The sequence below is a fragment of the Actinocorallia aurantiaca genome (assembly GCF_039533685.1).
Lineage (GTDB): Bacteria > Actinomycetota > Actinomycetes > Streptosporangiales > Streptosporangiaceae > Actinocorallia > Actinocorallia aurantiaca.
Genome location: NZ_BAAATZ010000021.1, coordinates 275,758 through 299,270, shown reverse-complemented (window position 1 = coordinate 299,270; position 23,513 = coordinate 275,758). Strand labels below are relative to the sequence as shown.

Sequence of the window (23,513 nt, the reverse complement as noted above, 5' to 3'; positions counted from 1 at the left end):
TGCGGCTGATGCTCACCGACCCGAGGTTCGCCGCCCGGGTCCGCGGCGGGCGGCTCGGGCTCCGGTGCGGGCTCGGGTTCGGGCTCGGGCTCGGGTTCGGGCGCCGCGGCGGGCGGGGCCGCCGGGGCCGGAGCCTCGTCCGCGCCGGAGATGATCGCCAGTTCGGCGCCCACCTCGACGGTCTCGTCCTCGGCGACGGTGATACTGGTCAGAACGCCCGCGGCGGGAGAGGGAATCTCGGTGTCGACCTTGTCGGTCGACACCTCGAGGAGCGGCTCGTCGACCTCGACGTGCTCACCCTCCTTCTTCAGCCAGCGGGTGACGGTGCCCTCGGTGACGCTCTCTCCGAGCTGGGGCATGGTGACGGAGACCGGCATGGTTCTCAGCGACTCCTCTTCGTGTGGCTGTCTGGTCGTCAGCCGTGGACGTGCAGGGGCTTGCCGGCGAGGGCGAGTGCTGCCTCGCCGACCGCCTCGGACTGGGTGGGGTGCGCGTGGATGAGCTGCGCCACCTCAGAGGGCAGGGCCTCCCAGTTGTAGAGGAGCTGGCCTTCGGTGACCAGCTCGCCGACCCGGGCGCCCACCATGTGGACGCCGAGGATCGGACCGTCTTTCTCCGCGATCATCTTGACCTCGCCCTGGGTGCCCAGGATCTTGCTCTTGGGGTTGCCCGCGAGGTCGTAGGTGATCTCGTTGATCTCCAGGCCGAGCTCGCGCGCCTTGGCGGACGTGATGCCCACCGACGCGACCTCGGGGTTGGAGTAGGTGATGCGGGGGACCCCGTCGTAGTCGATGGGGGTGGGGTTCAGGCCGGCGACCTTCTCGGCGACCAGGATGCCCTCGGCGAAGCCCACGTGGGCCAGCTGGAGGGTCGGGATCAGGTCGCCCACGGCCGAGACGGTCGGGACGGAGGTGGTGCAGTACTCGTCGACGGTCACGAAACCGCGTTCGGTGCGCACCCCGTTGTCCTCGAAGCCCAGGCCCTCGGAGACGGGGCCGCGGCCGACGGCCACCAGCAGCAGCTCGGCGTCGATGGTCTTGCCGTTCTCCAGGGAGACGGTGACGCCGGCGTCGGTGTCCTTCACCCCGGAGAAGCGGGCGCCGAGCTCGAACTTGATGCCGCGCTTGCGGAAGGCCCGCTCCAGCCGCTTGGAGGAGGACTCCTCCTCCAGCGGCAGCAGGTGCGGGAGGCCTTCGACGATGGTCACCTCGGCGCCGAACGAGCGCCACACGGAGGCGAACTCGACGCCGATGACGCCGCCGCCGAGGATCACCACGGAGGCCGGGACGTGGTCGAGCTCGAGCGCGTGGTCGCTGGAGATGACCTTGGCGCCGTCGATCTCCAGGCCGGGCAGGGAGCGGGGGGCCGAGCCGGTGGCGAGCACGATGTGCGCGCCCTCGTAGACGTCGTCGCCGACGGCCACGGAGGTCGGGGAGGCCAGCCGTCCGGCGCCCGAGACGATCTCGATGCCCCTGGACTTGATCAGGCCGGTGAGGCCCTTGACCGTGGTGGTGACGATCTTGTTCTTGTAGGACTGCACCCCGGGGACGTCGATGCCCTCGAAGGTCGCCTTGATGCCGTAGGAGGCGGCCTCGTTGATCTCGTCGGCCACCTCCGCCGCGTGCAGCAGGGCCTTGGTGGGGATGCAGCCCCGGTTCAGGCAGGTGCCGCCGAGATTGGGATCCTTCTCGATCAGGACGACGCGCATGCCCAGTTCCGACGCGCGCAAAGCGCAGGCGTAGCCGCCGCTCCCGCCGCCGAGCACGACGAGGTCGTACGGGCCCTTGTTCGCCACTGGACGCTCCTTCTTGTGGATCTCGTTTCGCCGGCCCTCTCGTGGACACCGGAGAAATGCCAGGTAGGGCCATCTTTTCATTTGTACTGAGCGGTAATGGCCGCTGGAGGGTTTGAGTCAGGTCACAGCAGGCCCGAGGCCGCGTCCTCGGCGATCTGGATCAGGGCGCGGGTCGCGGAGCCGGTGCCGCCCTTGGGGGTGTAGCCGTAGGGCTCGCCCTTGTTGAAGGCCGGGCCGGCGATGTCCAGGTGGGCCCAGCGCACGCCCTCGGGCACGAACTCCTTGAGGAAGACGCCCGCGGCGAGCATCCCGCCCCAGCGCTCGCCGCTGATGTTGGCGATGTCGGCGACCTGGGAGTCGAAGCCCTTGCGCAGCTCCTCGGGCAGCGGCATGCCCCAGGCGTCCTCGCCCGCCTTCAGGACGGCCTGGACGACCTTCTCGCGCACCTCGTCGGAGTTGGCCATGACGCCGGCGGTGCGCACGCCCAGGGCGACGAGCGCGGCCCCGGTGAGGGTGGCCACGTCGACGAGCAGGTCGGGGGAGTCCTCGGCGGAGCGCACGATGGCGTCGGCCATGACGAGCCTGCCCTCGGCGTCGGTGTTGAGGACCTCGACGGTCTTGCCGCCGTAGATGGTGATGACGTCGGAGGGCCGCTGGGCGGTGCCCGACGGCATGTTCTCGGCGATGGCCAGGTAGCCGACCACGTTGACCTTGGGCTTGAGCGCGGCGATGGCCTGGAGCGAGCCGAGCACGGCGGCCGCGCCGCCCATGTCGGACTTCATCCAGTCCATGCCCTCGGCGGGCTTGATCGAGATGCCGCCGGTGTCGAAGGTGATGCCCTTGCCGACGAAGACCACGGTCTTCGTCGCCTGCGGGTGCCGGTAGCCCAGGCGCACCAGCCGGGGCGGGTTGACCGAGCCCTGGCCGACGCCGACGAGGCCGCCGTAGCCGCCGTCGACCAGCGCCTTCTCGTCGAGGACCTCCAGCTGGAGGCCGTGGTCGCGGGCGACCTGCTCGGCGACTCCGGCGAGGTCCTCGGGGGTGAGGTGGGAGGGCGGGGTGTTCACCAGGTCGCGGGCCAGGGCGACGGCCCCGGCGACCTTCTCGGCGCGCTCCGCCAGGGGGGTGGCGTCGAGGTCGGTGACGAGCACGAGCTCGCCCACCGGCTCGGCCTGCTCGTCGGTGCGGTAGCGGCCGAAGGAGTAGTTGCCCAGCAGCGCGCCGGTGGCCACGGCGGAGGCCTGCTCGGGGGTGGCGGAGGGCAGGGCCAGCGCGACCCGCGCGGTGCCGGCGAGCGCGCGCACGGCCGCTCCGGCGGCCCGGCGCAGCGTCTCGGGGTTCGGGTCCTCGCCGAGGCCGGCCGCCACGATCACCTTGGCGCCGATGGCACCCAGGGTCGGGAGCTTGACCACCTCACCGGCCTTGCCGGTGGCGCCGACGGCCTTGAGCGCCTCCACGAGGCGCCCGTCCAGCGCGCCGTCCACGCCCTGCGACCCGGCGGCCGGGACGACCCCCGGCCCCACGCCTATGACGAGGGCGTCGACATCGAGGGAGGCGGGGTCGGTCTGGCTGATGCTGAGATTCGTCGTCACGCCTCTCGACCTTACTCGCCCTCAGCACCTGTTTTCCCCGTTTCGATCAAGCCTTGCCCCGATCCGGGGCGGCTCGCGAGGCCGGGAATTTGTCGTGTTTGTAGGGTTTTACCCCAGGGTGGCGAAGACCAGCACCGCGGTCCCGGCGAGCTCGGCCAGCGCGCCGAGGACGTCCCCGGTGACCCCTCCGAACCGGCGGACCAGGTGGCGGCGGAACAGCGCCGCCGCCCCCAGCGCGACGGGCACGGCCGCGGCCAGGAGCAGGGTCTCCGCCGCCGAGCGCGTCCACCAGGCGGCGGCCCCCGCCGCGAGCGCCGTCAGCGCGCCGGTCCAGGCGAGCGGGACGCGGACCGGGACGGTCCCGGCCACCCGCGCCCCCAGCCCGTCCGGGCGGGCCGGGGGGACGCCGGGGGAGCAGGCCCAGGTCACGGCCAGCCGCGCGACGGCCCCGGACAGCACCAGCGCCAGGACGGGATGGGCCGTCGCGCCCACCGCCGCGACCTGGGCCAGCAGGGTGAACACGAGCGCGACCACGCCGAAGGGCCCGATGTCCGAGCGCTTCATGATCGCGAGGGCCTCGTCGGCGGGCCTGCCGCTGCCCAGCCCGTCGGCGACGTCGGCGAGCCCGTCCAGGTGCAGCGCGCGGGTGAGCACGGCGCCCAGCCCCACCGCCAGTACGGCGGCGAGGGTCGCGCCGGCGCCGGCCAGGTCCAGCAGGACGAACGCCGCGGCCTGCGCCGCCCCGAGCACCGCGCCGACCAGCGGAGCCCAGGCCATGGACGCGCCGAACGTCCTCCGGTCGGCCTCGACGAAGCCGACGGGCAGGACGCTGAGCAGGCCGAAGGACAGACGCAGGCCAGGGGGAAGGCTCATGGGCGGCGAGGTTATCGGCAGGGCCAGAGGGGGAGAGGGCGGCCCGCCACCACGAGGGCCGCGTCCTCGGACTCGGCGGCCAGCCGCTGGTTCAATTCGCCGAGCAGGTCACGGAACAGCCGTCCAGCGCGGTTGTCGGGCACCAGTGAGAGCCCCACCTCGTCGGAGACCGCCACCACGACGGCCTCCGTGCGACGCCACGCCTCCACGAGTTCGGAGAGGAGCGGCCGGACGGCGTCCGGGTCCTCCCAGGCGTTCGTGCGGTCCATGACGGAGGCCAGCCAGGTGCCCAGGCCGTCCACCAGGATCGCGCCACGGGCGCTCCGCAGCAGTCCGGAGAGCTCGTCGGACTCCACCACCCGCCACCAGGACGGCCTGCGCACCCGATGGGAACGCACCCGTTCGTCCCACTCCGGGTCGGAGCCGTCCGCCCGGGGGCCGGTGGCGAGATAGGTCACGTCGGGATGGGCGATCAGCCGCAGCTCGGCCTCGGCGGACTTGCCGGACCTGGAACCGCCGAGCAGCAGCGTGCGGTGCGGCCCGGCGACGGGCGACCGCCAGAACTCCAGCCGCCGCCGCAACTCGGCCGCGTCCCGCACCCGGTGGTCGACGTGGACGGCGTGGATCTCGGTGTGAGAGGCGACGGCTCCCAGCCGCCGCAGGACGGCCAGGTGCTCCGGACGTTCCAGCAGGTCCAGCAGGACGGCGTCGTAGACGGCTCCGGGAGCCGGTTCCGGCCAGGCCTCGTGATGCCCGTAGAGCAGCCGCCCGCCCGAGGCCGTCCGTATGTCGAGCCCTCCGGGGACCTCCGCGGCCTCCAGCTCCTCCAGAGGCAGCCCGTCCACCAGGATCCGCAGCGGAGCACGGCTCTCACCACGGCGGCGCAGCGGAGCGCAGGAGGCGCAGGGGCAGCCCGGGGCGGGCCAGCCCAGGGGAGAGGCGTCGCCCTCGATCTCGATTCGCATGGCGGAGCGCACTATACGAGTCGGACAGGGCCGTCTCCCGGTCCCCCCGCCCGGGAGGTTCGTCCCCGTCGTTCCCGGCGAGAATCGGCCGGGACATGGCATGATCGCTGTGGGACACATCCCCGGAGCGGTACTGTGCACGAAGTCGAGGGGAGTCTGGCGAACATGGCGTGGACGTGGCGGTACGAGAAGGCGGACGGGACGGAGATCCCTGCGAGCGTTCTGCCCGCGCCTTTCGATCAGCCCGATTACCAGCCGACCCAGGCCGACGCGGAGAGCTGGCTGGGCGAGAACTGGCGCGCGCTCGCGGACGCGGGCGTCGCCCAGGTGCGCCTGCTGGACGACGACCGCGTCGTGTACGGACCCATGCCCCTCAGCCTCGACTGACCGCCGGGCGGGAACGCCTCACGGTCGAGTTGCCGGGGACCGCGTCTCGGCGGGGTCCCGGACGACGGCGTCGCCCAGCACCTCGTCGACGCGCGCCAGCAGCCCGGCCTCGAGCCGCGTCCCGGCGGCCTTCACGTTGTCGCGGATCTGCTCGGGCCGGGAGGCGCCGATGATCGCCGAGGACACGTTCGGGTTCTGCAGCACCCAGGCCACCGCGAGCTGGGCCATGGTCAGCCCCGCCTCCTTCGCGAGCGGCTGGAGCTCCTGCACCCGGGCGAGGATCTCGTCCCGCATCCAGACCTTCACGAAGTCGGCGCCGCTCTTGTCGTCGGTGGCGCGCGAGCCGGGCGGAGGGGCCTGCCCCGGCAGGTACTTGCCGGTCAGGACGCCCTGCGCGATCGGCGACCAGACGATCTGGCCGACGCCCTCGCGCTCGCACAGCGGCACGACCTCCTCCTCGATCACCCGGTAGAGCATCGAGTACTGGGGCTGGTTGGAGATGATCCGGTCGAAGCCGCGCTCCTCGGCGATCTTCAACGCGGCGGAGATCTCCTCGGCCCGCCACTCCGAGACCCCGATGTACAGGGCCTTGCCCTGGCGGACGACGTCCTCGAACGCCCGCATGGTCTCTTCCAGCGGGGTCTCGTGGTCGAAGCGGTGCGCCTGGTAGAGGTCGACGTAGTCGGTGCCGAGCCGGCGCAGCGAACCGTTGATCGACTCCATGATGTGCTTGCGCGACAGCCCGCGGTCGTTGGGGCCCTTCCCGGTCGGCCAGTAGACCTTGGTGAAGATCTCCAGCGACTCCCGGCGCTGCCCCTTGAGCGCGCGCCCCAGGACCGTCTCGGCCCGGGTGGCGGCGTAGACGTCGGCGGTGTCGAACGTGGTGATGCCCTCGTCGAGGGCGGCGTGCACGCAGGCGACCGCCGTGTCCTCCTCGACCTGGGACCCGTGGGTGATCCAGTTGCCGTAGGAGATTTCGGAGATCTTCAGACCGCTGCGGCCCAGGTATCGGAATTCCATGATCCCGATCCTAGGTCGCTCAGATCTTGTCCTTGTCGCCCGGACCGTAGCGCGGGTTGGGGATGCGCAGGCGCCTCATCTGCAGGGACCGGGTCGCGGCGTAGAGGCCGACGCCCTTGCGGTCCTCGTTCGGGAAGCGCTCGGCGGCCAGCTTCTTGACCTTCTGGGAGATCAGCAGGCTCTCGGTCAGCACGACGAACAGCAGCACCGGCGGGATCAGCACGAAGAGCAGCTGGGTGAGCGGGGTCTGGACGAAGCTCACGATGACGATCACGAACATGATCAGCATCAGGTGGGAGCCGGCCGTCCGCCGCGCGTCGACGTAGTCCCGGGCGAACGCGCGCACCGGGCCCCGGTCCCGCTTGGGGAGGTACTTGGAGTCGCCCTTGGCCATGCCCTCGCGCGTCTTCGACCGCTGCTGGGCCTGGCGTTCGCGGACCTGCCGGTAGGCCTCCTTGCGGTCTCGGGGCGCGGTCACCAGCTGGTTGCGCCGGACCTTCTCGGCCTCGCGGCGCTTGGGAGTGGGACGGCCCTTCCCGCCCTCCTTCGCCGGACGCTCTTCGGCGCCGGTCTGGGAGGCGGAGGCGTCTGAGGAGTCGCTGCCACGTCGGAACACGGAAGAAGGATATTTGATGTCGATACCGGCAAGGAACCTCATGGTCGGCCCGTGCGTCAACAACGTAGGGTGATAAGAGGCCCGTCAGTGGCTGGCTCGGGTTTAGCGACCCCGTATCGAAGGGACGTCCGCGTCGCGATGAGCGTGATGAAGCGAATGTCGATGATCTTCAGGTCCAAGGCCAACAACGCGCTGGACCGGCTCGAGGATCCGCGGGAGAGCCTGGACTACTCCTACCAGCGCCAGCTCGAGATGCTGCAGAAGGTGCGCAGGGGCGTGGCCGACGTGGCGACCTCCCGCAAGCGCCTGGAACTGCAGATCACTCGCCTTGAGAAGGAGCACAACAAGCTCACCGACCAGGGCCGCCAGGCTCTGCAGGTGGGCCGGGAGGACCTGGCCAGGGCCGCGCTGGAGCGCCGTTCCGGACTGGACTCCCAGTTGTCCGACCTCCGCGTGCAGTACCAGCAGCTGCAGGGCGAGGAGGAGAAGCTCACCCTGGCCGCGCAGCGGCTGCAGGCCAAGGTGGACGCCTTCCGCACCCGCAAGGAGACGATCAAGGCGACGTACACCGCCGCCGAGGCGCAGACCAGGATCAGCGAGGCGTTCAGCGGCATCTCCGAGGAGATGGGCGACGTGGGCCTGGCGATCCAGCGCGCCGAGGACAAGACCGCCCAGCTCCAGGCCAGGGCCGGGGCGATCGACGAGCTGCTGGAGTCCGGCGCCCTGGAGGACTTCTCCGGGCCGCGCGACGACATCCAGGCCGAGCTCAACCGGATGAACGCCACGACCGGGGTGGAGCTGGAGCTGGAGCGGCTCAAGGCCGAGCTGGGCCAGGGCGGCGAGGCTCCCAGGCAGATCGACGCGGGCCCCGCCCAGGCGCAGCAGTCCCAGCAGCCCGAGCAGCAGAAGCAGTGGCCGCCTCAGCAGGGAGGCTGAACATGATCGTCCGGATCATGGGGGAGGGCCAGGTCGAGCTGGACCAGTCCGAGCTGCCCGCCCTGAACGAACTGGACGCCGCGCTGGAGTCGGCGATCGAGGCCGACGACGAGGAGCGCTTCCGCCGGGCGTTGAACGCGCTCCTCGACAGCGTGCGGGAACGGGGCTCGGAATTGCCCGCCGACAGCCTCGAGCCCTCCGATCTGGTGCTGCCCCCGGCGGACGCCCACATCGACGAGGTCCGCGCCATGCTCGGGGACTCAGGCCTCATCCCCGAGTAGACCGGCGCTCCTCCGCCGCGCGGCGATCCGGGCCCGGGCGGGGAAAGGGAGAGGGCACGGCGCGAACGCCGTGCCCCCGTCATCTCCGGCCGGTCACGGCAGGGCGAGCATGCGGTCCAGCGCGGCCTTCGCGTGGCGGGCGGTCTCGGGATCGACCGTGATCTGGTTGGGGACCTCGCCCCGGACCAGGGCCTCCAGGGTCCACACCAGGTGGGGCAGGTCGATCCGGTTCATGGTCGAGCAGAAGCAGACCGTCTTGTCGAGGAACATGACGTTCTTGTCCGGGTGGGCGGCGGCCAGCCGCTTGACCAGGTTGAGCTCGGTGCCGATCGCCCAGGAGCTGCCGGGCTCGGCGGCGTCCAGGGCCTTGATGATGTACTCGGTCGAGCCGACGAGGTCGGCGGCGGTGACGACCTCGTGCCGGCACTCGGGGTGGACCAGGACGTTGACGCCGGGGACGCGCTCGCGGACCTCGTCCACCGAGGCCTTGCTGAAGCGGCCGTGGACCGAGCAGTGGCCCTTCCACAGGATCATCTTGGCGCCGCGCAGCTGCTCGTCGGTCAGCCCGCCGTTCGGCCGGTGCGGGTTGTAGACGACGCAGTCCTCGAGGGACAGGCCCATCTCCAGGACCGCGGTGTTGCGGCCCAGGTGCTGGTCGGGCAGGAAGAGGACCTGCTCGCCCCGCTCGAAGGCCCACCCCAGCGCCCGCTCGGCGTTGGAGGAGGTGCACACCACGCCGTCGCGGCGGCCCACGAACGCCTTGATGTCGGCCGAGGAGTTCATGTAGGTGACGGGGACGACCCGGTCGGCGATTCCCAGGTCCGTCAGGACGTCCCAGCACTCCTCGACCTGGTCGAAGGTCGCCATGTCGGCCATCGAGCAGCCCGCGGCGAGGTCCGGCAGGATCACCCGCTGGTCGTCGCCGGTGAGGATGTCGGCGGACTCGGCCATGAAGTGCACGCCGCAGAAGACGATGTAGGGGGCCTCGGGCCGGGCGGCGGCGTCACGGGCCAGCTTGAAGGAGTCCCCTGTGACGTCGGCGAACTGGATGACCTCGTCGCGCTGGTAGTGGTGGCCCAGCACGAAGACCCGGTCGCCGAGCGCGGCCTTGGCCGCCGCGGCCCTGGCCACGAGGTCGGGGTCGGAGGCGGGGGGCAGTTCGCCGGGGCACTGCACGCCGAGTTCGCTGGCGGGGTCCGCGCCCTGGCCCAGGAACAGCAGGGGCAGATCGGTGGTGGTCGTCACGGGGGCTCCTTCCCGCGCACGGGGTACTGGCGGAGGGAGACCGCAGAGGCGCGGTCTCCGGACTTATCGTCGGAGTGACGATTCCCATGTAACCACATACCGGGCAGGGCGCGCGTCGTCGGGGTGTCCCCGGTCCCGCTCTCCTGTGGCACGATGAGAAGAACCCCGCAGGACGGGGAAGAACCGAGCCGACGGGTACGTTGTCACTGCTAGGCAAATCCTCGGCCCCATGGGAGTACAGAGATATGACGGAGACCAGCACTCAGCAGGGGATCATCCTCACTGACGCCGCCGCTCAGAAGGTCAAGGCCCTGCTGGAGCAGGAAGGCCGTGACGACCTGGCGCTGCGCGTGGCCGTGCAGCCGGGCGGCTGCTCCGGGCTGATCTACCAGCTGTTCTTCGACGAGCGTCAGCTCGACGGCGACGTCACCTTCGACTTCGACGGCGTCAGCGTCGTGACGGACCGGATGAGCGCGCCCTACCTGGGTGGTGCCACGGTCGACTTCGTCGACACCATCGAGAAGCAGGGCTTCACGATCGACAACCCCAACGCCACGGGCTCCTGCGCCTGCGGTGACAGCTTCTCCTGAGGGCTTCTCAGCACCTCAAGGGCCTGGCAGAGTAATCTGTCCAGGCCCTTTTCCGTCAGCCCCAATAAGGAGAGCCACCCCGTGCGCATCGCCGTGACAGGCTCCATTGCGACCGACCATCTGATGACCTTCCCCGGCCGGTTCTCCGACCAGCTGCTGCCCGACCAGCTCCAGCAGGTCTCGCTCTCCTTCCTGGTGGACGAACTGGAGATCCGGCGCGGCGGCATCGCGGCCAACATCTCCTTCGGCCTGGGCGGCCTGGGACTGAACCCGCTGCTGGTCGGCGCCGTCGGCACCGACTTCGCCGACTACCGCGCCTGGCTGGAGCGCCACGGAGTGGACTGCTCCGGCGTGCACGTCTCCGAACTGCGGCACACCGCCCGGTTCATGTGCACCACCGACACCGACCACAACCAGATGGCCTCCTTCTACGCGGGGGCGATGAGCGAGGCCCGCAACATCGAGCTGGCCCCGCTCGGCGAGATCGACCTGGTGGTGATCAGCCCCAACGACCCCGAGGCGATGGTCCGGCACACCGACGAGTGCCGCACCCGCGGCATCGCGTTCGCCGCCGACCCCTCCCAGCAGCTGGCCCGGATGGACGGCGCCGAGGTGCGCAGCCTCATCGGCGGCGCCGCCTACCTGTTCACCAACGAGTACGAGAAGGCGCTCTGCGAGCAGAAGTCCGGCTGGACGGACGCCGAGATCCTGGACCGGGTGGGGGTCCGGGTCACCACCCTGGGCTCCAAGGGCGTGGTGATCGACCGCAAGGACGAGCCGGGCCTGCACGTCCCCGCCGCGCCCGAGGTCCGCAAGGTCGAGCCGACCGGGGTGGGCGACGCCTTCCGCGCCGGCTTCCTCGCGGCCGTCGCCTGGGGCCTGGGCCTGGAGCGCGCCGCCCAGCTGGGCAACCTCGTGGCCGCCCACGCGCTGGAGACCGCCGGCGGCCAGGAGTACACCCTGGTGCGCGAGACGCTCCTCACCCGGATGGGCGAGGCCTACGGCGCCGAGGCGGCCGAGGAGATCGCCGTCCACCTGCGCTGAGAGCGCGGAGACGGACAGATGATCACGGTGGCCTTCGCACGGTCACCGTGATCCCTCAGTAGTCGCGGCGGACGTGGAAGGCCCATCCCCCCTGGGGAAGGGCCTCCTCGCGCACGAACGTCTGCGACTTCATCCGGCACCAGGCCGGGATGTCGGTGCGGGCCGCGACGTCGTCGGCCTGCACCGCGATGATCTGGCCGAGCTGGACGTCGCGGATGCGCTCGGCCAGCATGATGATCGGAATGGGGCACTTGCGGCCCAGCGCGTCGAGCATCAGGGCGGCCGGGGGGCCTGCCGGGACGGGCGGCGGCGCCGGAGGCGCCGGGGGCTGCTTGCGGGTGCCGCGGCGGCGGAAGCCCATGGGTCACGCTTCCCTTCTCGGCGGGGCGGGCGTCAGATCACACCCGCGCTCTTGCGCAACCGGGTCACCGTCTCGGGGAGTACGGCGAGGAACCGGTCGACGTCCGCGGTGGTCGCTCCACGGGGCAGCGATACCCGGACGTTGCCATGGGTAATCACTCCCATGGCCTCCAGTACATGGCTGGGACGAAGCGTATCGGCCGTGCAGGAACTACCGGACGAAACCTCGAAACCCAGCCGGTCCAGTTCGGTGATGAGGGCCTCTCCCTCCACATAGAGGAAGGAGAAGGTCACCAGATGGGGGAGGCGGCGCACCGGGTCCCCCACGATCTCGACGTCGGCCACCGTCTCGGGCAGCCGGGTCCGGATGCGCTCGACCAGCTCCCGCAGGCGGGGCGCGTCGGCGGCGAACTCCGCCGCGTGGGCCTCCAGCGCCGCGGCCGTCGCCAGCGCGGCGGGCACGTTCGGCAGGCCGGGCACGCGCCCGCCCTCCCGCTCGTCCGCGGGCAGCGGGGACCTCCAGCGGGTGCCCTTCCTGATCACCAGCAGGCCGGTGCCCGGCGGGCCGCCGAACTTGTGGGCGCTGGCCGCCAGCAGGGACCAGCCGTCCGGCACCGGGACCCGGCCGACGGACTGCGCGGCGTCCACGAACAGCGGGACCCCCGCGGCCCGGCACGCCTCGGCGGCCTCCGCCACCGGCTGCACCGTGCCCACCTCGTGGTTGGCCGACTGCAGGCAGGCCAGCGCGGTGTCCGGGCGCAGCGCGGCGGCGAACTCCTCCGGATCGACCCGGCCCCGCAGGTCCACCGGCACGGTGGTGACCGTCCCGCCCTCCCGCTCGTGCAGCTCCGCGGCGTGCAGGACGCTGGAGTGCTCCACCGCGCTCACGACCAGGTGGCGCCCCGCCCGCCGGCGGGCGGACAGCGCCCCCAGCACGGCCAGGTGCACGGCCTGGGTCCCCGAGGCCGTGAAACTCAGCTCGTCCGGCCGGACCTTCAGCGAGGCCGCGACCCGGGCCCGCGCCTCATCGAGTAGCATTCTGGCCCGTCGTCCGGACCCGTACAGGCGCGCCGGATCCGCCCATCCCGTCTCGAAGGCTGACAACAGTGCCGATCGGGCGGCGGGATGCAGCGGCTCGGTAGATGCGGCGTCGAAGTAAGGCACAGCACGACATTAATGGGGGTCCCGGGAGGGGCTCCCCGGACACCCGCGCTAATGTGTCCACCAAACCGAGGATCTATCTGAATGCAGCCGCCCGGGGAAGGCTCCCGGGCTTCATCTGTGGGGAAGGCAATCCGTGAGTCCGACCCGCTCTAGGGAGCGGCGTACGCCAGTGCGTGGCCGCCGAGCGCTGAGAAGCGCGACCGCGCTGGCTTTGCTGGCGATGGCCGCCACCGCCTGTGACGCTGAAGAGCTGAAGCGCCTTGGGTACCCAGACCCCGCCAGCGAGCAGGGTGACCGCATGCTCTCGCTCTGGCAGGGCTCGTGGATCGCCGCGTTCGCCGTGGGTGCCATCGTCTGGGGCCTGATCATCTGGGCCGTGTTGTTCCACCGCAAGCGCAAGGGCGAGGAAGGCCTGCCCGCGCAGGTGCGCTACAACCTGCCGGTCGAGATGCTCTACACCGCCGTGCCGTTCGTCATCATCGGCGTGCTGTTCTTCTACACCGCCCGTGATGAGGCCTATGTCGAGAAGCTGAGCGCCAAGCCGGACGTCACGGTCGACGTGATCGGCTACCAGTGGAGCTGGCAGTTCGACTACCTGGGCGACGGCTACAAGAAGGCGGACGGCTCTCCGATCAGCATCGTCGGCACCCCGACGTCGCCCGACGCGCCGGGCGGCACCGCCCAGGGCGAGAAGCCGGTCCTGGTCGTCCCCGTGGACAAGACGGTCCGCTTCAACCTCAAGTCGGACAACGTCATCCACTCCTTCTGGGTTCCCGCCTTCATCTACAAGAAGGACGTCGTTCCCGGATACGTGAACAAGTTCGAGCTTCGCCCGACGAAGACCGGAACGTACGAAGGCCGTTGCGCCGAATTCTGCGGCGTCGACCACAGCCGGATGCTCTTCCAGGTGAAGGTCGTCACGCAGGCGGAGTTCAACGACTTCGTGGCCCAGCAGAAGTCTGGAGGTGCGCAGTGACCACCATCTCGGAGAGTCCCGCGCTCACCCCTGCGGAACAGCCCCGCACCAGCAAGGGGCGGTTGATCGTCAACTGGATGACGTCGACCGACCACAAGGTCATCGGCTACATGTACCTCATCACCTCCTTCGCGTTCTTCCTCATCGGAGGCGTGATGGCTCTGGTGATCAGGACCGAGCTGTACAAGCCCGGCATGGACGTGGTGACCAACGACCAGTTCAACCAGCTGTTCACCATGCACGGCACGATCATGCTGCTGATGTTCGCGACTCCGCTGTTCGCGGGCTTCGCCAACATCATCATGCCGCTGCAGATCGGCTCGCCCGACGTGGCGTTCCCGCGCATGAACATGATGGCCTACTGGTTCTTCCTGTTCGGCAGCCTGATCGTGGTCGCCGCCTTCCTCACCCCGGACGGCGCCGCCAGCTTCGGCTGGTTCGCCTACAGCCCGCTGTCGGACTCCACCCGCACGCCGGGCTTCGGCGGAGACATGTGGGTGATCGGCCTGTCCCTGTCGGGTCTGGGCACCATCCTGGGCGCGGTCAACTTCATCACCACGATCCTGTGCATGCGCGCGCCGGGCATGACCATGTTCCGGATGTCGATCTTCAGCTGGAACATCCTGCTGACCTCGATCCTGGTCCTGCTGGCCTTCCCGGTCCTGGCCGCGGCCCTGCTGGCCCTGTTCGCCGACCGCAAGTTCGGCGCGCACGTCTTCGACTCGGCCCACGGCGGCGCGATCCTCTGGCAGCACCTCTTCTGGTTCTTCGGCCATCCAGAGGTGTACATCATCGCCCTGCCGTTCTTCGGCATCGTGACGGAGATCCTGCCGGTGTTCAGCCGCAAGCCGATCTTCGGCTACATCGGCCTGGTGGGCGCCACCATCGCGATCGCGGGCCTGTCGATCACCGTGTGGGCGCACCACATGTTCGTGACGGGGCAGGTGCTCCTACCGTTCTTCTCGTTCATGACGTTCCTCATCGCGGTGCCCACCGGCGTGAAGTTCTTCAACTGGATCGGCACGATCTGGCGAGGGCACCTCACGTTCGAGAGCCCGATGCTCTTCTCGCTCGGCTTCCTGGTCACCTTCCTCTTCGGCGGCCTGACCGGCGTCATCCTGGCCTCCCCGCCGATGGACTTCCAGCTGTCGGACTCCTACTTCGTGGTGGCGCACTTCCACTACGTGGTCTTCGGCACGGTCGTCTTCGCGATGTTCGCGGGCTTCTACTTCTGGTGGCCCAAGTTCACCGGCAAGATGCTCAACGACACCTGGGGCAAGATCCACTTCTGGCTGCTGTTCATCGGCTTCCACACCACCTTCCTCGTCCAGCACTGGCTGGGCGCGGAGGGCATGCCCCGGCGCTACGCCGACTACGCCTCGGAGTTCACCGGCCTGAACCAGCTCTCCACGGTGGGCTCGTTCCTGCTGGGCGCCTCGATGCTGCCGTTCTTCTACAACCTGTACATCACGTGGAAGAAGGGCAAGAGGGTCATGGTGGACGACCCGTGGGGTTACGGCGGGTCCCTCGAGTGGGCGACCTCCTGCCCGCCGCCGCGGCACAACTTCAACGCCATTCCGCGGATCCGTTCCGAGCGTCCGGCCTTCGACCTGCACCACGCGGCCGAGGCGCAGCAGGTCGCCTCGAAGATGTTCGACGCGCCGGCCGACCGGACGAAGAAGCTGGAGGGCTGACCGATGCGCATCCAGGCGTACATGTTCTACGGGTGCGGGATCTTCTTCCTGATCACCGACATCGTCTACTGGATCTTCTCCGGTGACTGGACGGGCACCACCGCCCTGGCGATGTCCGTCGGCCTCGCCTTCATGATCGCGTTCTACATCCACTTCACCGTCACCCGGCTGGAGAAGCTCAAGGGCGGCGAGCTGCCCGAGGACGACAAGCTGGGCGAGATCTCCGACCTGGCCGGCAAGGTGGGCGAGTTCAGCCCGCACAGCTGGTGGCCGCTGTTCGTGGCGCTCCCGTGCGCGGGCCTGTGCCTCGGCCTGGTGTTCGGCTGGTGGCTGGCGCTGTTCTCCGTCGCCTGCCTCATCCTGGCCGTGATCGGGCTGGTCTTCGAGTACTACCGGGGCCAGTTCGTCGAGGCGTAGAGAGTTCAGAAAGTATCGACCGGAAGGCCGGTGTGCTCCCGAGCGGGAGCGCACCGGCCTTCGGCATAATCGCATTCCGTTATGGGATGCTCACCCAGTGAGGTTTCCCTCGCCGGTGCGCGCGGGTAGCCAAGAGCACAGAAGCGGTGTTCGTCCGCTTCTCGGTGATCTTCGTAGGCGGTGAGGCCTTCGGCGGTCCGGAACGGGATGACAAGGGGAGGTTCGGTGCCGGTCTACCGCGCCGTTTCGAGGGCGGGAGCCGCGGGGCTGCTCCTGGTCCCGCTGCTGGCAGGCTGCTCGCAGGACGAGCAGGCCCCCCCGCAGGCCGGAGTCGTGATCTCACCGGCGGGCGCCGCGGTGAAGCCCGACACCCCCGTCATCGTGCGGGCGAAAAGGGGAACGCTCCAAGACGTCACCGTCGTGGACGGCAAGGGGACGGTGGTCGAGGGCGTCATGTCCGACGACGCCTCCATCTGGACGTCCCGTTACCCGCTCGTCCCGGGGAGCGAGTACCGGGTCAGGGCCGCGGCGCTCGGCGCCGACGGGCAGATCCAGACGGGCGGCGGCGGCTTCACCACGACCCGCCCCAGGCAGACCGTGGAGAGCGAGGTCCTGTTCCCCTCGCCCCGTGAGGTCGTCGGCGTCGGGATGGCGGTCAAGGTCGGGTTCGACCGCGACGTCGCCGACGCCAACAAGGCGGGGGTGGAGCGCGCGCTGGAGGTGCGCAGCTCCAAGCCGGTCGAGGGCGCCTGGCGCTGGTTCGACGACCGGAACGTCATCTTCCGGACCAAGGAGTACTGGCCCGCCCACACCAAGGTCAGGGTCCTCGGGCACCTGACCGGGGTGCCGATCGCGGGCGGCCGCTACGGGGCGAAGGACGTCGACCTGGAGTTCTCCGTCGGCGACCGCGTCGAGAGCATCGGCGACGCCCGGAAGCACCGGGTCGTGGTCAAGCGCAACGGCAGGACGATCCGGACGATGCCCGCCAGCATGGGCAAGGGCGGGGTCCGCAAGTACACCACCACCAACGGGATCCACCTGACCATGGAGAAGGAGTACATGACCGTCATGACCTCTCCGGGCATCGGTCCCGGCCAGGCCGGCTACTACCGGCAGAACGTCAACTGGACGGTCCGCATCTCCAACAGCGGCGAGTACCTGCACAGCGCGCCCTGGTCGGTGGGCTCCCAGGGCCACGCCAACGTCAGCCACGGCTGCATCAACCTCTCGCCGGCGAACGGCAAGTGGTTCCACAACATCAGCCACCGGGGCGACCCGGTGGTGATCACGGGCACCGACCGGGAGCTCGAGCCGGAGAACGGCTGGGGCTACTGGCAGCTGAACTGGCAGGAGTGGCTGAAGGGCAGTAGGGCCCAGGGCTTCACCACCGGCACGCTGACGGGCTCCGCGTCCCCGACGGGAACCCGGGCCCAGGTGGGTTCCCCGGACGTCTCAGAGGGCCGTCAGGAGCTCCGGAGCCCCTGACGACTCAGGAGCCCCGGAGGCGCTGACGCCTCAGGAGTCCCGGAGGCGCTGGGAGGCCGACACCCAGCGGTCCAGCAGTGAGCGGGCGGCACCGGAGTCGATGGACTCGCCGGCGCGCTCGTAGGCGCCCTTGAGGGCGGCCGGGAGTCCGTCCGCGGTGGGCGCGCCCTCGGCGGCGACCAGGGCGGCCGCGGCGTTCAGCCGGACCATGTCCCGTACGGGGCCCTGCTCGCCCGCCAGGACCCGGCGCACGACCCCGGCGTTGAACTGCGCGTCCGCGCCGCGGAGGTCCTCCAGCGTGGATCTGGGGATGCCCAGCTCCGCCGGGTCGAAGACCGTCTCCTCCACCCGGCCGTCCCGCACGCACCAGACCGCCGACGGGCCGGTGGTGCTCAGCTCGTCCAGGCCGTCGTCGCCGCGGAAGACCAGCGCCGAGCAGCCGCGCTCGGCGAAGACCCCGGCGACGACCGGGGCCATGCTCTGGTGGAAGACCCCGACGGCCATGGCGCGGGGCCTGGCGGGGTTGGTCAGCGGGCCGAGGAAGTTGAAGAAGGTGGGGGTGCCCAGCTCCTTGCGCACGCCGCCGGCGTAGCGCATGGCCGGGTGGTAGAGCGGGGCGAAGAGGAAGCCGATCCCGACCTCGCCGATGACCCGCGCGGTCTTCTCCGGCGGCAGGTCGATCACCACGCCCAGCGCCTCCAGCACGTCGGCGGTGCCGCAGGCCGAGGAGGCGGCCCGGTTGCCGTGCTTGGCGATGCGCACGCCGGCCCCGGCGGCCACGATGGCGGCCATCGTGGAGAAGTTGACCGTGTGGTGGCGGTCGCCCCCGGTGCCGACCAGGTCGACGACGCCGTCGGCGGGCAGTTCCAGGCGGGTGGCGCTGGCCAGCATGCCCGCGGCGATGCCGGCGATCTCGGTGACCGTCTCGCCCTTGGCCCGCAGCGCGATGGCGAAGCCCGCCATCTGGGCGTCGGTGGCGGCGCCCGCCATGATCTGGCTCATCGCCCACTCGGCCTCGGCGGAGGTCAGGGTCTGCCCGTCGAGCAGGGCGTTGAGAAGAGCGGGCCAGGTCGTACGGGCAGCCACGTGAGGCCTCTTTCGGGTCAGAGAACGGGCAGTCGGTCGTTGAGCCGCTCGCGCAGCAGGCCGGCCGCGGTGCGGGCGGCGGCCATCGGGTCCAGCGGCTGGGAGAGCACGCCGTCGGCCCGCGACCAGGTGGCGAGCCACCCGTCGTCGCGCCGGGCGATCAGCACCAGCATCGGCGGGCAGTCGTAGACCTCGTCCTTGGCCTGCCGGCACACGCCGAGCCCGCCCGCGGGCTGCGCCTCGGCGTCCAGCACGACCAGGTCGAAGCCGCCCTCGTCCAGCAGCCGGACCACGGCGGGCTGGGTGGCGCACTCGACGTACTCCACCGGGGGCAGGTCCATGGCGGGGCGCCGGCCGATGGCCAGCCGGATCTGCTCGCGGACGCTGGCGTCGTCGCCGTAGACGAGGACCTTGACCGGGGGGGCCGGGCTTTCGGCGGGCTGGGTGGCGCTCATGCCGGAGAGGGTACCGCTTCCGCCTGGCCGGACAAAGGGTGGCCGGTTCCAGAGCGGCGCGGCGTCCGGGCGGAGGGAGGGCGCGGACGATCGCGAACGACAGCGAACGACACGGACAGAGAGTTGCGGATCGTGATGGAACCGATACTTTCCGTCGAGAAGGCCTAGCTGGTGAAACGTAGGGATAGGTGACGAAGTTCCAATCGTGACCCAAGGATCGGTCTCTAACCGGGGGTCCGGTGCGGGGTGGCGGCCAGGTGCCGTAATAATGCTGCCCGTGGCAACAACATCCGCGATTAAGACAACACCGCTTGGCGAGCGGGAGAATCGTCCCAACCTCGTCAATGTGGGGACGATCGTCTGGTTGTCGTCTGAGCTCATGTTCTTCGCGGCGTTGTTCGCGATGTACTTCACCATCCGGTCGGTGACCAAGGGCGCCGGCGGGGAATGGCCCCAGGCCGAGTTGAACCTGCCGTTCGCGCTGCTCAACACGGTCGTGCTCGTCATCTCCTCGGTGACGTGCCAGATGGGTGTCTTCGCCGTCGAGAAGCGCGGTCTGCCCGACGACGTGCGTCGTCGGAAGATGCGCTTCTGGTTCGCGATCTCCTTCGTTCTGGGTCTCTACTTCGTGATCGGCCAGCTCATCGAGTACCGCGAGCTGATCCACCACGGGACGACCCTCTCCGCGCACGCCTACGGCTCGGTCTTCTACCTGACCACCGGCTTCCACGGCATGCACGTGACCGGAGGCCTGATCGCGTTCCTGCTGGTTCTGGGACGCACGTACGCCGCGAAGCGCTGGACACATGAGCAGGCGACGAGTGCGATCGTCGTTTCGTACTACTGGCACTTCGTGGACGTGGTCTGGATCGGCCTGTTCGCGACCATCTACCTGATCAGATAACGGGGACCATCCGTGACTAGGTTCACCGCATGGCGCCGACGCTCCTGGGCCGGCTACGCCGTCATGCTCGCCGCCCTCGTGGCGATCGGCGTCATCTACGCCGGGTTGTCGCCCGCGACCGACACGGCCGAGGCCACGGGCACCCAGGCCCAGGCCCAGGACCTGGCCAAGGGCCGGGAGCTGTTCAACCAGAACTGCGCCAGCTGCCACGGCCTCAACGCCGAGGGCACCAAGGACGAAAAGGGCAACCAGCTGTCCCCGAGCCTGATCGGTGTCGGCGCGGCCTCGGTCGACTTCCAGGTCAGCACCGGCCGGATGCCGGCGATGACCTACGGAGCCCAGGTTCCGCAGAAGAAGGTCGTGGCTCCGTTCGACGACCCCGAGAACATCGAGGCCGTCGCCGCCTACGTCCAGTCGCTGGGCGGAGGACCGGGCGTCCCCGAGGTTCCCGAGGGCGGCGACATCGCGCTCGGCGGCAAGCTCTGGCGCACCAACTGCGCGCAGTGCCACAACTTCACCGGCCAGGGCGGCGCCCTGACCGGCGGCAAGTACGCGCCCGACCTGCAGGACACCACGCCGGTCCAGATCTACGAGGCGATGCTCACCGGCCCGCAGGCGATGCCGGTCTTCAACGACACCACGCTGACCCCGCATGACAAGGCCTCGATCATCAAGTTCATCGAGACCGTCCGCGCAGAGCCCAACCCGGGCGGCAACGGCCTCGGCCGGATCGGCCCGGTCTCCGAGGGCCTGGTCGTCTGGCTGGTCGGCATCGGCCTGCTCGTTTTCTGCGCGATGTGGATCACCGCCAAGAAGCCGAAGAAGCTGAAGAAGTCATGAGCGACGAAACCAACGAGACCGCACCCGCCGGGCCCGAGCGCGTCATCGGCACGCCGCCCCCGGTGAAGTCCGGCGCGCTGCTGGCGTCCGGCGGGAGTGACGGCGAGGACTACCAGCCGAGCACCGAGCTCGACGAGCGCAAGGCCAAGAGGACCGAGCGGATCGTCGCGCTGTGGTTCCTGATCGCCTTCGCCGCGAGTGTCGGCTTCATGGTCTACTTCATCGGCTGGAGCGGCCGCGACGGCGGCATGCACGGGCTGGAGCGGGCCAGGGAGAGCAACTTCTGGCTCGGCGGCCTGATGACCCTCTCGTTCCTGGGCATGGGCGTCGGCGTCACCATCTGGGTGCGCAAGCTGATGACCAGCGCCCCGATCGAGCAGGCGCGCTACGACCTGTCGACGGACGAGGAGACCCGCTCCTCGCTGGCCCAGGACCTCAAGCAGGGCGCACTGGACAGCGGCCTGACCAAGCGGCCGCTGCTGCGCCGCACCCTGCTGCTGGCCGCGGCCCCGCTGGGCCTGGCGCCGCTGTTCCTGCTGCGCGACCTCGGTCCGCTGCCGGAGAAGCGGCTGCGCCACACCTACTGGGCCAAGGCCGTGGCCAAGGCCAAGGCCGCCGGCAAGCCCGGCGTGCGGCTCGTCGTCGACAGCGGCGCCGAGGCCTCGGCACCCCTGAAGGCCGCCGACTTCAACACGCCCGGCGGCATGATCACCGTGCTGCCCGAAGGCATCTACGACCTGGGGCACGAAGCCCTGACGCAGATCGCCAAGGCGGCCACCATCCTGATCAACATCGAGCCTGACAAGATCAAGCCGATCAAGGGCCAGGAGAACTGGACGGTCAACGGGATCATCGCGTACTCCAAGATCTGCACGCACGTCGGCTGCCCCGCGGCCCTGTACGAGCAGACCACGCACCACATCCTGTGCCCGTGCCACCAGTCGACCTTCGACGCCACCGACGGCGCCAAGGTCATCTTCGGTCCGGCGGCCCGGCCGCTGCCGCAGCTGCCGCTCGCCGTCGATGACGAGGGATACCTGGTCGCCACCGGAGACTTCCCCGAGCCCATCGGCCCGAGCTACTGGGAGCGTGGCTGATCATGGCTGACACATCCCTGCCCAAGGCGGTCTCCGGGCCGCTCAACCACATCGACGACCGGCTGGGTTCGAGCAACTTCCTCAAGCGGAACGTCAAGAAGGTCTTCCCCGACCACTGGTCGTTCCTGCTCGGCGAGATCGCGCTCTACTCGTTCATCATCCTGCTGCTGACCGGTGTCTTCCTCACGCTCTGGTTCAAGCCGAGCATGCTCGAGGTGCACTACGACGGCTCCTACGGGCCGCTCCAGGGCGTGATGATGTCCGAGGCCTACGCCTCCTCGCTGCACATCAGCTTCGACGTCCGCGGCGGCCTGCTCATGCGGCAGATCCACCACTGGGCGGCCCTGCTGTTCGTGGCCTCCCTGATGGCGCACATGCTGCGGGTGTTCTTCACCGGCGCCTACCGCAAGCCGCGCGAGTTCAACTGGTTCATCGGCCTGGGCCTGTTCACGCTGGCCATGGTCGAGGGCCTGTTCGGCTACTCGCTGCCGGACGACCTGCTGTCGGGCGCCGGCCTGCGCATCACCCAGGGCGTGCTGGAATCGATCCCGGTGGTGGGCACCTACGGGTACATGTTCCTGTTCGGCGGGGAGTTCCCCGGCCAGGACATCATCCCCAGGATGTTCACCCTGCACATCCTGCTGATCCCGGGCATCATCCTGGCGCTGATCACGGCGCACATGATGATCATGTGGCACCAGAAGCACACCCAGATGCCGGGCACCGGCGGCACCGAGCAGAAGGTGACGGGTTACCCGTTCTACCCGGTCTTCATGGCCAAGAGCGGCGCCTACTTCCTGTTCACCTTCGCGGTCACGGCCCTGCTGGGCGCCTTCGCCCAGATCAACCCGATCTGGCTGTACGGCCCGTACGACCCGGCGGCGATCTCGTCCGGCTCCCAGCCCGACTTCTACATGGGTATCCTCGAGGGTTCGCTGCGGCTCATGCCGCCGTGGGAGATCACGGCCTTCGGCTACACGCTCAGCCTGAGTGTGCTCATCCCGGCGCTGGTGCCGCTCGGCATCGTCTTCGGCGGTGCGGCGGTCTGGCCGGCGCTGGAGCGCTGGGTCACCGGCGACCACCGCAACCACCACGTCAACGACCGCCCGCGCAACGCGCCGACCCGCACCGCGGCCGGCATGGCGATGATCTCGTTCTACGGCCTGCTCTGGCTGGCCGGCGCGAACGACATCATCTCCGAGCGGTTCCACATCTCGCTGTTCGCGACGACCTGGTTCTTCCGGTTCGCCATCTTCATCGGCCCGGTGCTGGCGTTCATCATCACCAAGCGGATCTGCCTGGGCCTCCAGCGCAGCGACGCCGCGACGATGGCGCACGGCTACGAGGCGGGCATCATCACGATGAGTCCCGAGGGCAAGTTCGAAGAGGTGCACAGGGCTCCGTCCGCCGCGGAGGTGGCCAAGATCACCTCCAAGGAGGAGGCGCGCCCGCCGCTGCCCGCGGTGGACGCCAACGGGGTGCCGGCCAAGGGCTCCAAGGGCCCGGTCGGCCACCTGCGGACCCGCCTGAACATGTGGTGGAACGGCGACTCGATCCCGGTCGACGGGGACGGTCACCCGCACGAGCACCACGAGCAGGAGCTCGTCGAGGACGAGAGCCGCAAGGAGCTCACCCGCTGATTCGCGGTTGCCACACGACCGACGAGAAGGAGCCCGCCACCTGGAGGTGGC

Annotated in this window: 25 protein-coding genes; 13 read left to right on the top strand and 12 right to left on the bottom strand. The window is 69.9% G+C overall.

Annotated features, from left to right (window positions below; genetic code table 11):
- From ABD327_RS25670 to ABD327_RS25650, 5 genes are all read right to left on the bottom strand, one after another.
- Nucleotides 1–377, bottom strand: a 377-nt coding sequence (locus ABD327_RS25670) for a biotin/lipoyl-containing protein (RefSeq protein ID WP_344453531.1), incomplete at its 3' end; no start/stop codon positions are given.
- A 38-nt stretch (nucleotides 378–415) separates the two neighbouring features.
- A complete protein-coding gene (gene lpdA / locus ABD327_RS25665; protein ID WP_344453529.1) occupies nucleotides 416–1,795 on the bottom strand; it encodes a dihydrolipoyl dehydrogenase in 1,380 nt (459 codons plus the stop codon).
- Between the two features lie 122 nt (nucleotides 1,796–1,917).
- Nucleotides 1,918–3,387, bottom strand: coding sequence for a leucyl aminopeptidase (locus tag ABD327_RS25660; RefSeq protein ID WP_344453527.1), 1,470 nt, complete (start codon nucleotides 3,385–3,387; stop codon nucleotides 1,918–1,920).
- Nucleotides 3,388–3,495: 108 nt separating this feature from the next.
- Nucleotides 3,496–4,260, bottom strand: a complete 765-nt coding sequence (locus ABD327_RS25655) for an adenosylcobinamide-GDP ribazoletransferase (protein WP_344453525.1) — start codon at nucleotides 4,258–4,260, stop codon at nucleotides 3,496–3,498.
- Between the two features lie 11 nt (nucleotides 4,261–4,271).
- Nucleotides 4,272–5,225, bottom strand: a complete 954-nt coding sequence (locus ABD327_RS25650; RefSeq protein ID WP_344453523.1) for a bifunctional adenosylcobinamide kinase/adenosylcobinamide-phosphate guanylyltransferase — start codon at nucleotides 5,223–5,225, stop codon at nucleotides 4,272–4,274.
- 165 nt (nucleotides 5,226–5,390) lie between these two features.
- On the opposite strand from ABD327_RS25650, the gene ABD327_RS25645 reads away from it, so the two are divergent.
- The gene (locus ABD327_RS25645; protein WP_425547211.1) at nucleotides 5,391–5,612 is read left to right on the top strand and encodes a hypothetical protein; all 222 of its coding nucleotides are present in this window, start codon (nucleotides 5,391–5,393) and stop codon (nucleotides 5,610–5,612) included.
- 18 nt (nucleotides 5,613–5,630) lie between these two features.
- On the opposite strand, the gene ABD327_RS25640 is transcribed toward ABD327_RS25645, so the two are convergent.
- The gene (locus ABD327_RS25640) at nucleotides 5,631–6,632 is read right to left on the bottom strand and encodes an aldo/keto reductase family protein (protein ID WP_344453519.1); all 1,002 of its coding nucleotides are present in this window, start codon (nucleotides 6,630–6,632) and stop codon (nucleotides 5,631–5,633) included.
- Between the two features lie 19 nt (nucleotides 6,633–6,651).
- Nucleotides 6,652–7,248, bottom strand: coding sequence for a DUF3043 domain-containing protein (locus ABD327_RS25635; RefSeq protein WP_344453517.1), 597 nt, complete (start codon nucleotides 7,246–7,248; stop codon nucleotides 6,652–6,654).
- A gap of 138 nt (nucleotides 7,249–7,386) precedes the next feature.
- On the opposite strand from ABD327_RS25635, the gene ABD327_RS25630 reads away from it, so the two are divergent.
- Together ABD327_RS25630 and pspAA are read left to right on the top strand one after the other, a co-directional pair.
- Nucleotides 7,387–8,184 (top strand): PspA/IM30 family protein, encoded by a 798-nt coding sequence (locus ABD327_RS25630; RefSeq protein ID WP_344453515.1) that lies wholly within the window; start codon nucleotides 7,387–7,389, stop codon nucleotides 8,182–8,184.
- A 2-nt stretch (nucleotides 8,185–8,186) separates the two neighbouring features.
- A complete protein-coding gene (gene pspAA, locus ABD327_RS25625) occupies nucleotides 8,187–8,465 on the top strand; it encodes a PspA-associated protein PspAA (protein WP_344453513.1) in 279 nt (92 codons plus the stop codon).
- 93 nt (nucleotides 8,466–8,558) lie between these two features.
- On the opposite strand, the gene nadA is transcribed toward pspAA, so the two are convergent.
- Entirely contained in the window at nucleotides 8,559–9,710 is a 1,152-nt protein-coding gene (gene nadA / locus ABD327_RS25620) for a quinolinate synthase NadA (RefSeq protein WP_344453511.1), read from the bottom strand.
- A gap of 245 nt (nucleotides 9,711–9,955) precedes the next feature.
- On the opposite strand from nadA, the gene erpA reads away from it, so the two are divergent.
- The gene (erpA, locus tag ABD327_RS25615) at nucleotides 9,956–10,300 is read left to right on the top strand and encodes an iron-sulfur cluster insertion protein ErpA (protein WP_344453509.1); all 345 of its coding nucleotides are present in this window, start codon (nucleotides 9,956–9,958) and stop codon (nucleotides 10,298–10,300) included.
- 81 nt (nucleotides 10,301–10,381) lie between these two features.
- Nucleotides 10,382–11,344 (top strand): carbohydrate kinase family protein, encoded by a 963-nt coding sequence (locus tag ABD327_RS25610; RefSeq protein WP_344453507.1) that lies wholly within the window; start codon nucleotides 10,382–10,384, stop codon nucleotides 11,342–11,344.
- 55 nt (nucleotides 11,345–11,399) lie between these two features.
- On the opposite strand, the gene ABD327_RS25605 is transcribed toward ABD327_RS25610, so the two are convergent.
- Both ABD327_RS25605 and ABD327_RS25600 read right to left on the bottom strand, forming a co-directional pair.
- Nucleotides 11,400–11,705 carry a sulfurtransferase TusA family protein gene (locus ABD327_RS25605; RefSeq protein WP_344453505.1) on the bottom strand — a complete coding sequence of 102 codons (306 nt, stop codon included), beginning with the start codon at nucleotides 11,703–11,705 and terminating at the stop codon, nucleotides 11,400–11,402.
- Nucleotides 11,706–11,737: 32 nt separating this feature from the next.
- Nucleotides 11,738–12,868, bottom strand: coding sequence for a cysteine desulfurase family protein (locus tag ABD327_RS25600; RefSeq protein WP_344453503.1), 1,131 nt, complete (start codon nucleotides 12,866–12,868; stop codon nucleotides 11,738–11,740).
- A gap of 133 nt (nucleotides 12,869–13,001) precedes the next feature.
- On the opposite strand from ABD327_RS25600, the gene ctaC reads away from it, so the two are divergent.
- The 4 genes from ctaC (at nucleotide 13,002) to ABD327_RS25580 (ending at nucleotide 17,440) form a co-directional block, all read left to right on the top strand.
- Nucleotides 13,002–13,844 carry an aa3-type cytochrome oxidase subunit II gene (gene ctaC / locus ABD327_RS25595; RefSeq protein WP_486303501.1) on the top strand — a complete coding sequence of 281 codons (843 nt, stop codon included), beginning with the start codon at nucleotides 13,002–13,004 and terminating at the stop codon, nucleotides 13,842–13,844.
- Between the two features lie 77 nt (nucleotides 13,845–13,921).
- Complete coding sequence (gene ctaD, locus ABD327_RS25590) at nucleotides 13,922–15,538, top strand: aa3-type cytochrome oxidase subunit I (RefSeq protein WP_425547209.1); 1,617 nt, start codon at nucleotides 13,922–13,924, stop codon at nucleotides 15,536–15,538.
- 3 nt (nucleotides 15,539–15,541) lie between these two features.
- The gene (locus tag ABD327_RS25585; RefSeq protein WP_344453496.1) at nucleotides 15,542–15,955 is read left to right on the top strand and encodes a cytochrome c oxidase subunit 4; all 414 of its coding nucleotides are present in this window, start codon (nucleotides 15,542–15,544) and stop codon (nucleotides 15,953–15,955) included.
- A 225-nt stretch (nucleotides 15,956–16,180) separates the two neighbouring features.
- A complete protein-coding gene (locus tag ABD327_RS25580) occupies nucleotides 16,181–17,440 on the top strand; it encodes a L,D-transpeptidase (protein WP_344453494.1) in 1,260 nt (419 codons plus the stop codon).
- Nucleotides 17,441–17,470: 30 nt separating this feature from the next.
- Here ABD327_RS25580 and trpD read toward each other — a convergent pair whose 3' ends face one another.
- Nucleotides 17,471–18,526: an anthranilate phosphoribosyltransferase gene (gene trpD / locus ABD327_RS25575; protein ID WP_344453492.1), complete on the bottom strand. Its 1,056-nt coding sequence runs from the start codon at nucleotides 18,524–18,526 to the stop codon at nucleotides 17,471–17,473.
- Between the two features lie 17 nt (nucleotides 18,527–18,543).
- Nucleotides 18,544–18,981 carry a helix-turn-helix domain-containing protein gene (locus ABD327_RS25570; protein ID WP_344453490.1) on the bottom strand — a complete coding sequence of 146 codons (438 nt, stop codon included), beginning with the start codon at nucleotides 18,979–18,981 and terminating at the stop codon, nucleotides 18,544–18,546.
- A 268-nt stretch (nucleotides 18,982–19,249) separates the two neighbouring features.
- Between ABD327_RS25570 and ctaE the strand changes: the two genes are divergently transcribed.
- The 4 genes from ctaE to qcrB are packed head-to-tail and all read left to right on the top strand — an operon-like array spanning nucleotide 19,250 to nucleotide 23,462.
- Nucleotides 19,250–19,885, top strand: a complete 636-nt coding sequence (ctaE, locus tag ABD327_RS25565; RefSeq protein WP_344453488.1) for an aa3-type cytochrome oxidase subunit III — start codon at nucleotides 19,250–19,252, stop codon at nucleotides 19,883–19,885.
- Nucleotides 19,886–19,897: 12 nt separating this feature from the next.
- Entirely contained in the window at nucleotides 19,898–20,725 is an 828-nt protein-coding gene (gene qcrC / locus ABD327_RS25560) for a cytochrome bc1 complex diheme cytochrome c subunit (protein WP_344453486.1), read from the top strand.
- Nucleotides 20,722–21,822, top strand: a complete 1,101-nt coding sequence (qcrA, locus tag ABD327_RS25555) for a cytochrome bc1 complex Rieske iron-sulfur subunit (RefSeq protein ID WP_344453484.1) — start codon at nucleotides 20,722–20,724, stop codon at nucleotides 21,820–21,822. Before qcrC ends, qcrA begins: the two co-directional genes overlap by 4 nt.
- A 2-nt stretch (nucleotides 21,823–21,824) precedes the next feature.
- Entirely contained in the window at nucleotides 21,825–23,462 is a 1,638-nt protein-coding gene (gene qcrB, locus ABD327_RS25550) for a cytochrome bc1 complex cytochrome b subunit (protein WP_344453482.1), read from the top strand.
- Nucleotides 23,463–23,513 lie beyond the last annotated feature (51 nt).

What these genes read in the sequence shown, in the direction of transcription:
- ABD327_RS25655 (WP_344453525.1), bottom strand. Translation starts at nt 4,260, where the DNA reads ATGAGCCTTCCCCCTGGCCTGCGTCTGTCCTTCGGCCTGCTCAGCGTC.
- ABD327_RS25650 (WP_344453523.1), bottom strand. Translation starts at nt 5,225, where the DNA reads ATGCGAATCGAGATCGAGGGCGACGCCTCTCCCCTGGGCTGGCCCGCC.
- ABD327_RS25645 (WP_425547211.1), top strand. Translation starts at nt 5,391, where the DNA reads ATGGCGTGGACGTGGCGGTACGAGAAGGCGGACGGGACGGAGATCCCT.
- ABD327_RS25640 (WP_344453519.1), bottom strand. Translation starts at nt 6,632, where the DNA reads ATGGAATTCCGATACCTGGGCCGCAGCGGTCTGAAGATCTCCGAAATC.
- ABD327_RS25630 (WP_344453515.1), top strand. Translation starts at nt 7,387, where the DNA reads ATGAGCGTGATGAAGCGAATGTCGATGATCTTCAGGTCCAAGGCCAAC.
- pspAA (WP_344453513.1), top strand. Translation starts at nt 8,187, where the DNA reads ATGATCGTCCGGATCATGGGGGAGGGCCAGGTCGAGCTGGACCAGTCC.
- erpA (WP_344453509.1), top strand. Translation starts at nt 9,956, where the DNA reads ATGACGGAGACCAGCACTCAGCAGGGGATCATCCTCACTGACGCCGCC.
- ABD327_RS25605 (WP_344453505.1), bottom strand. Translation starts at nt 11,705, where the DNA reads ATGGGCTTCCGCCGCCGCGGCACCCGCAAGCAGCCCCCGGCGCCTCCG.
- ctaD (WP_425547209.1), top strand. Translation starts at nt 13,922, where the DNA reads ATGACGTCGACCGACCACAAGGTCATCGGCTACATGTACCTCATCACC.
- ABD327_RS25585 (WP_344453496.1), top strand. Translation starts at nt 15,542, where the DNA reads ATGCGCATCCAGGCGTACATGTTCTACGGGTGCGGGATCTTCTTCCTG.
- ABD327_RS25570 (WP_344453490.1), bottom strand. Translation starts at nt 18,981, where the DNA reads ATGAGCGCCACCCAGCCCGCCGAAAGCCCGGCCCCCCCGGTCAAGGTC.
- ctaE (WP_344453488.1), top strand. Translation starts at nt 19,250, where the DNA reads ATGCTGCCCGTGGCAACAACATCCGCGATTAAGACAACACCGCTTGGC.
- qcrA (WP_344453484.1), top strand. Translation starts at nt 20,722, where the DNA reads ATGAGCGACGAAACCAACGAGACCGCACCCGCCGGGCCCGAGCGCGTC.
- qcrB (WP_344453482.1), top strand. Translation starts at nt 21,825, where the DNA reads ATGGCTGACACATCCCTGCCCAAGGCGGTCTCCGGGCCGCTCAACCAC.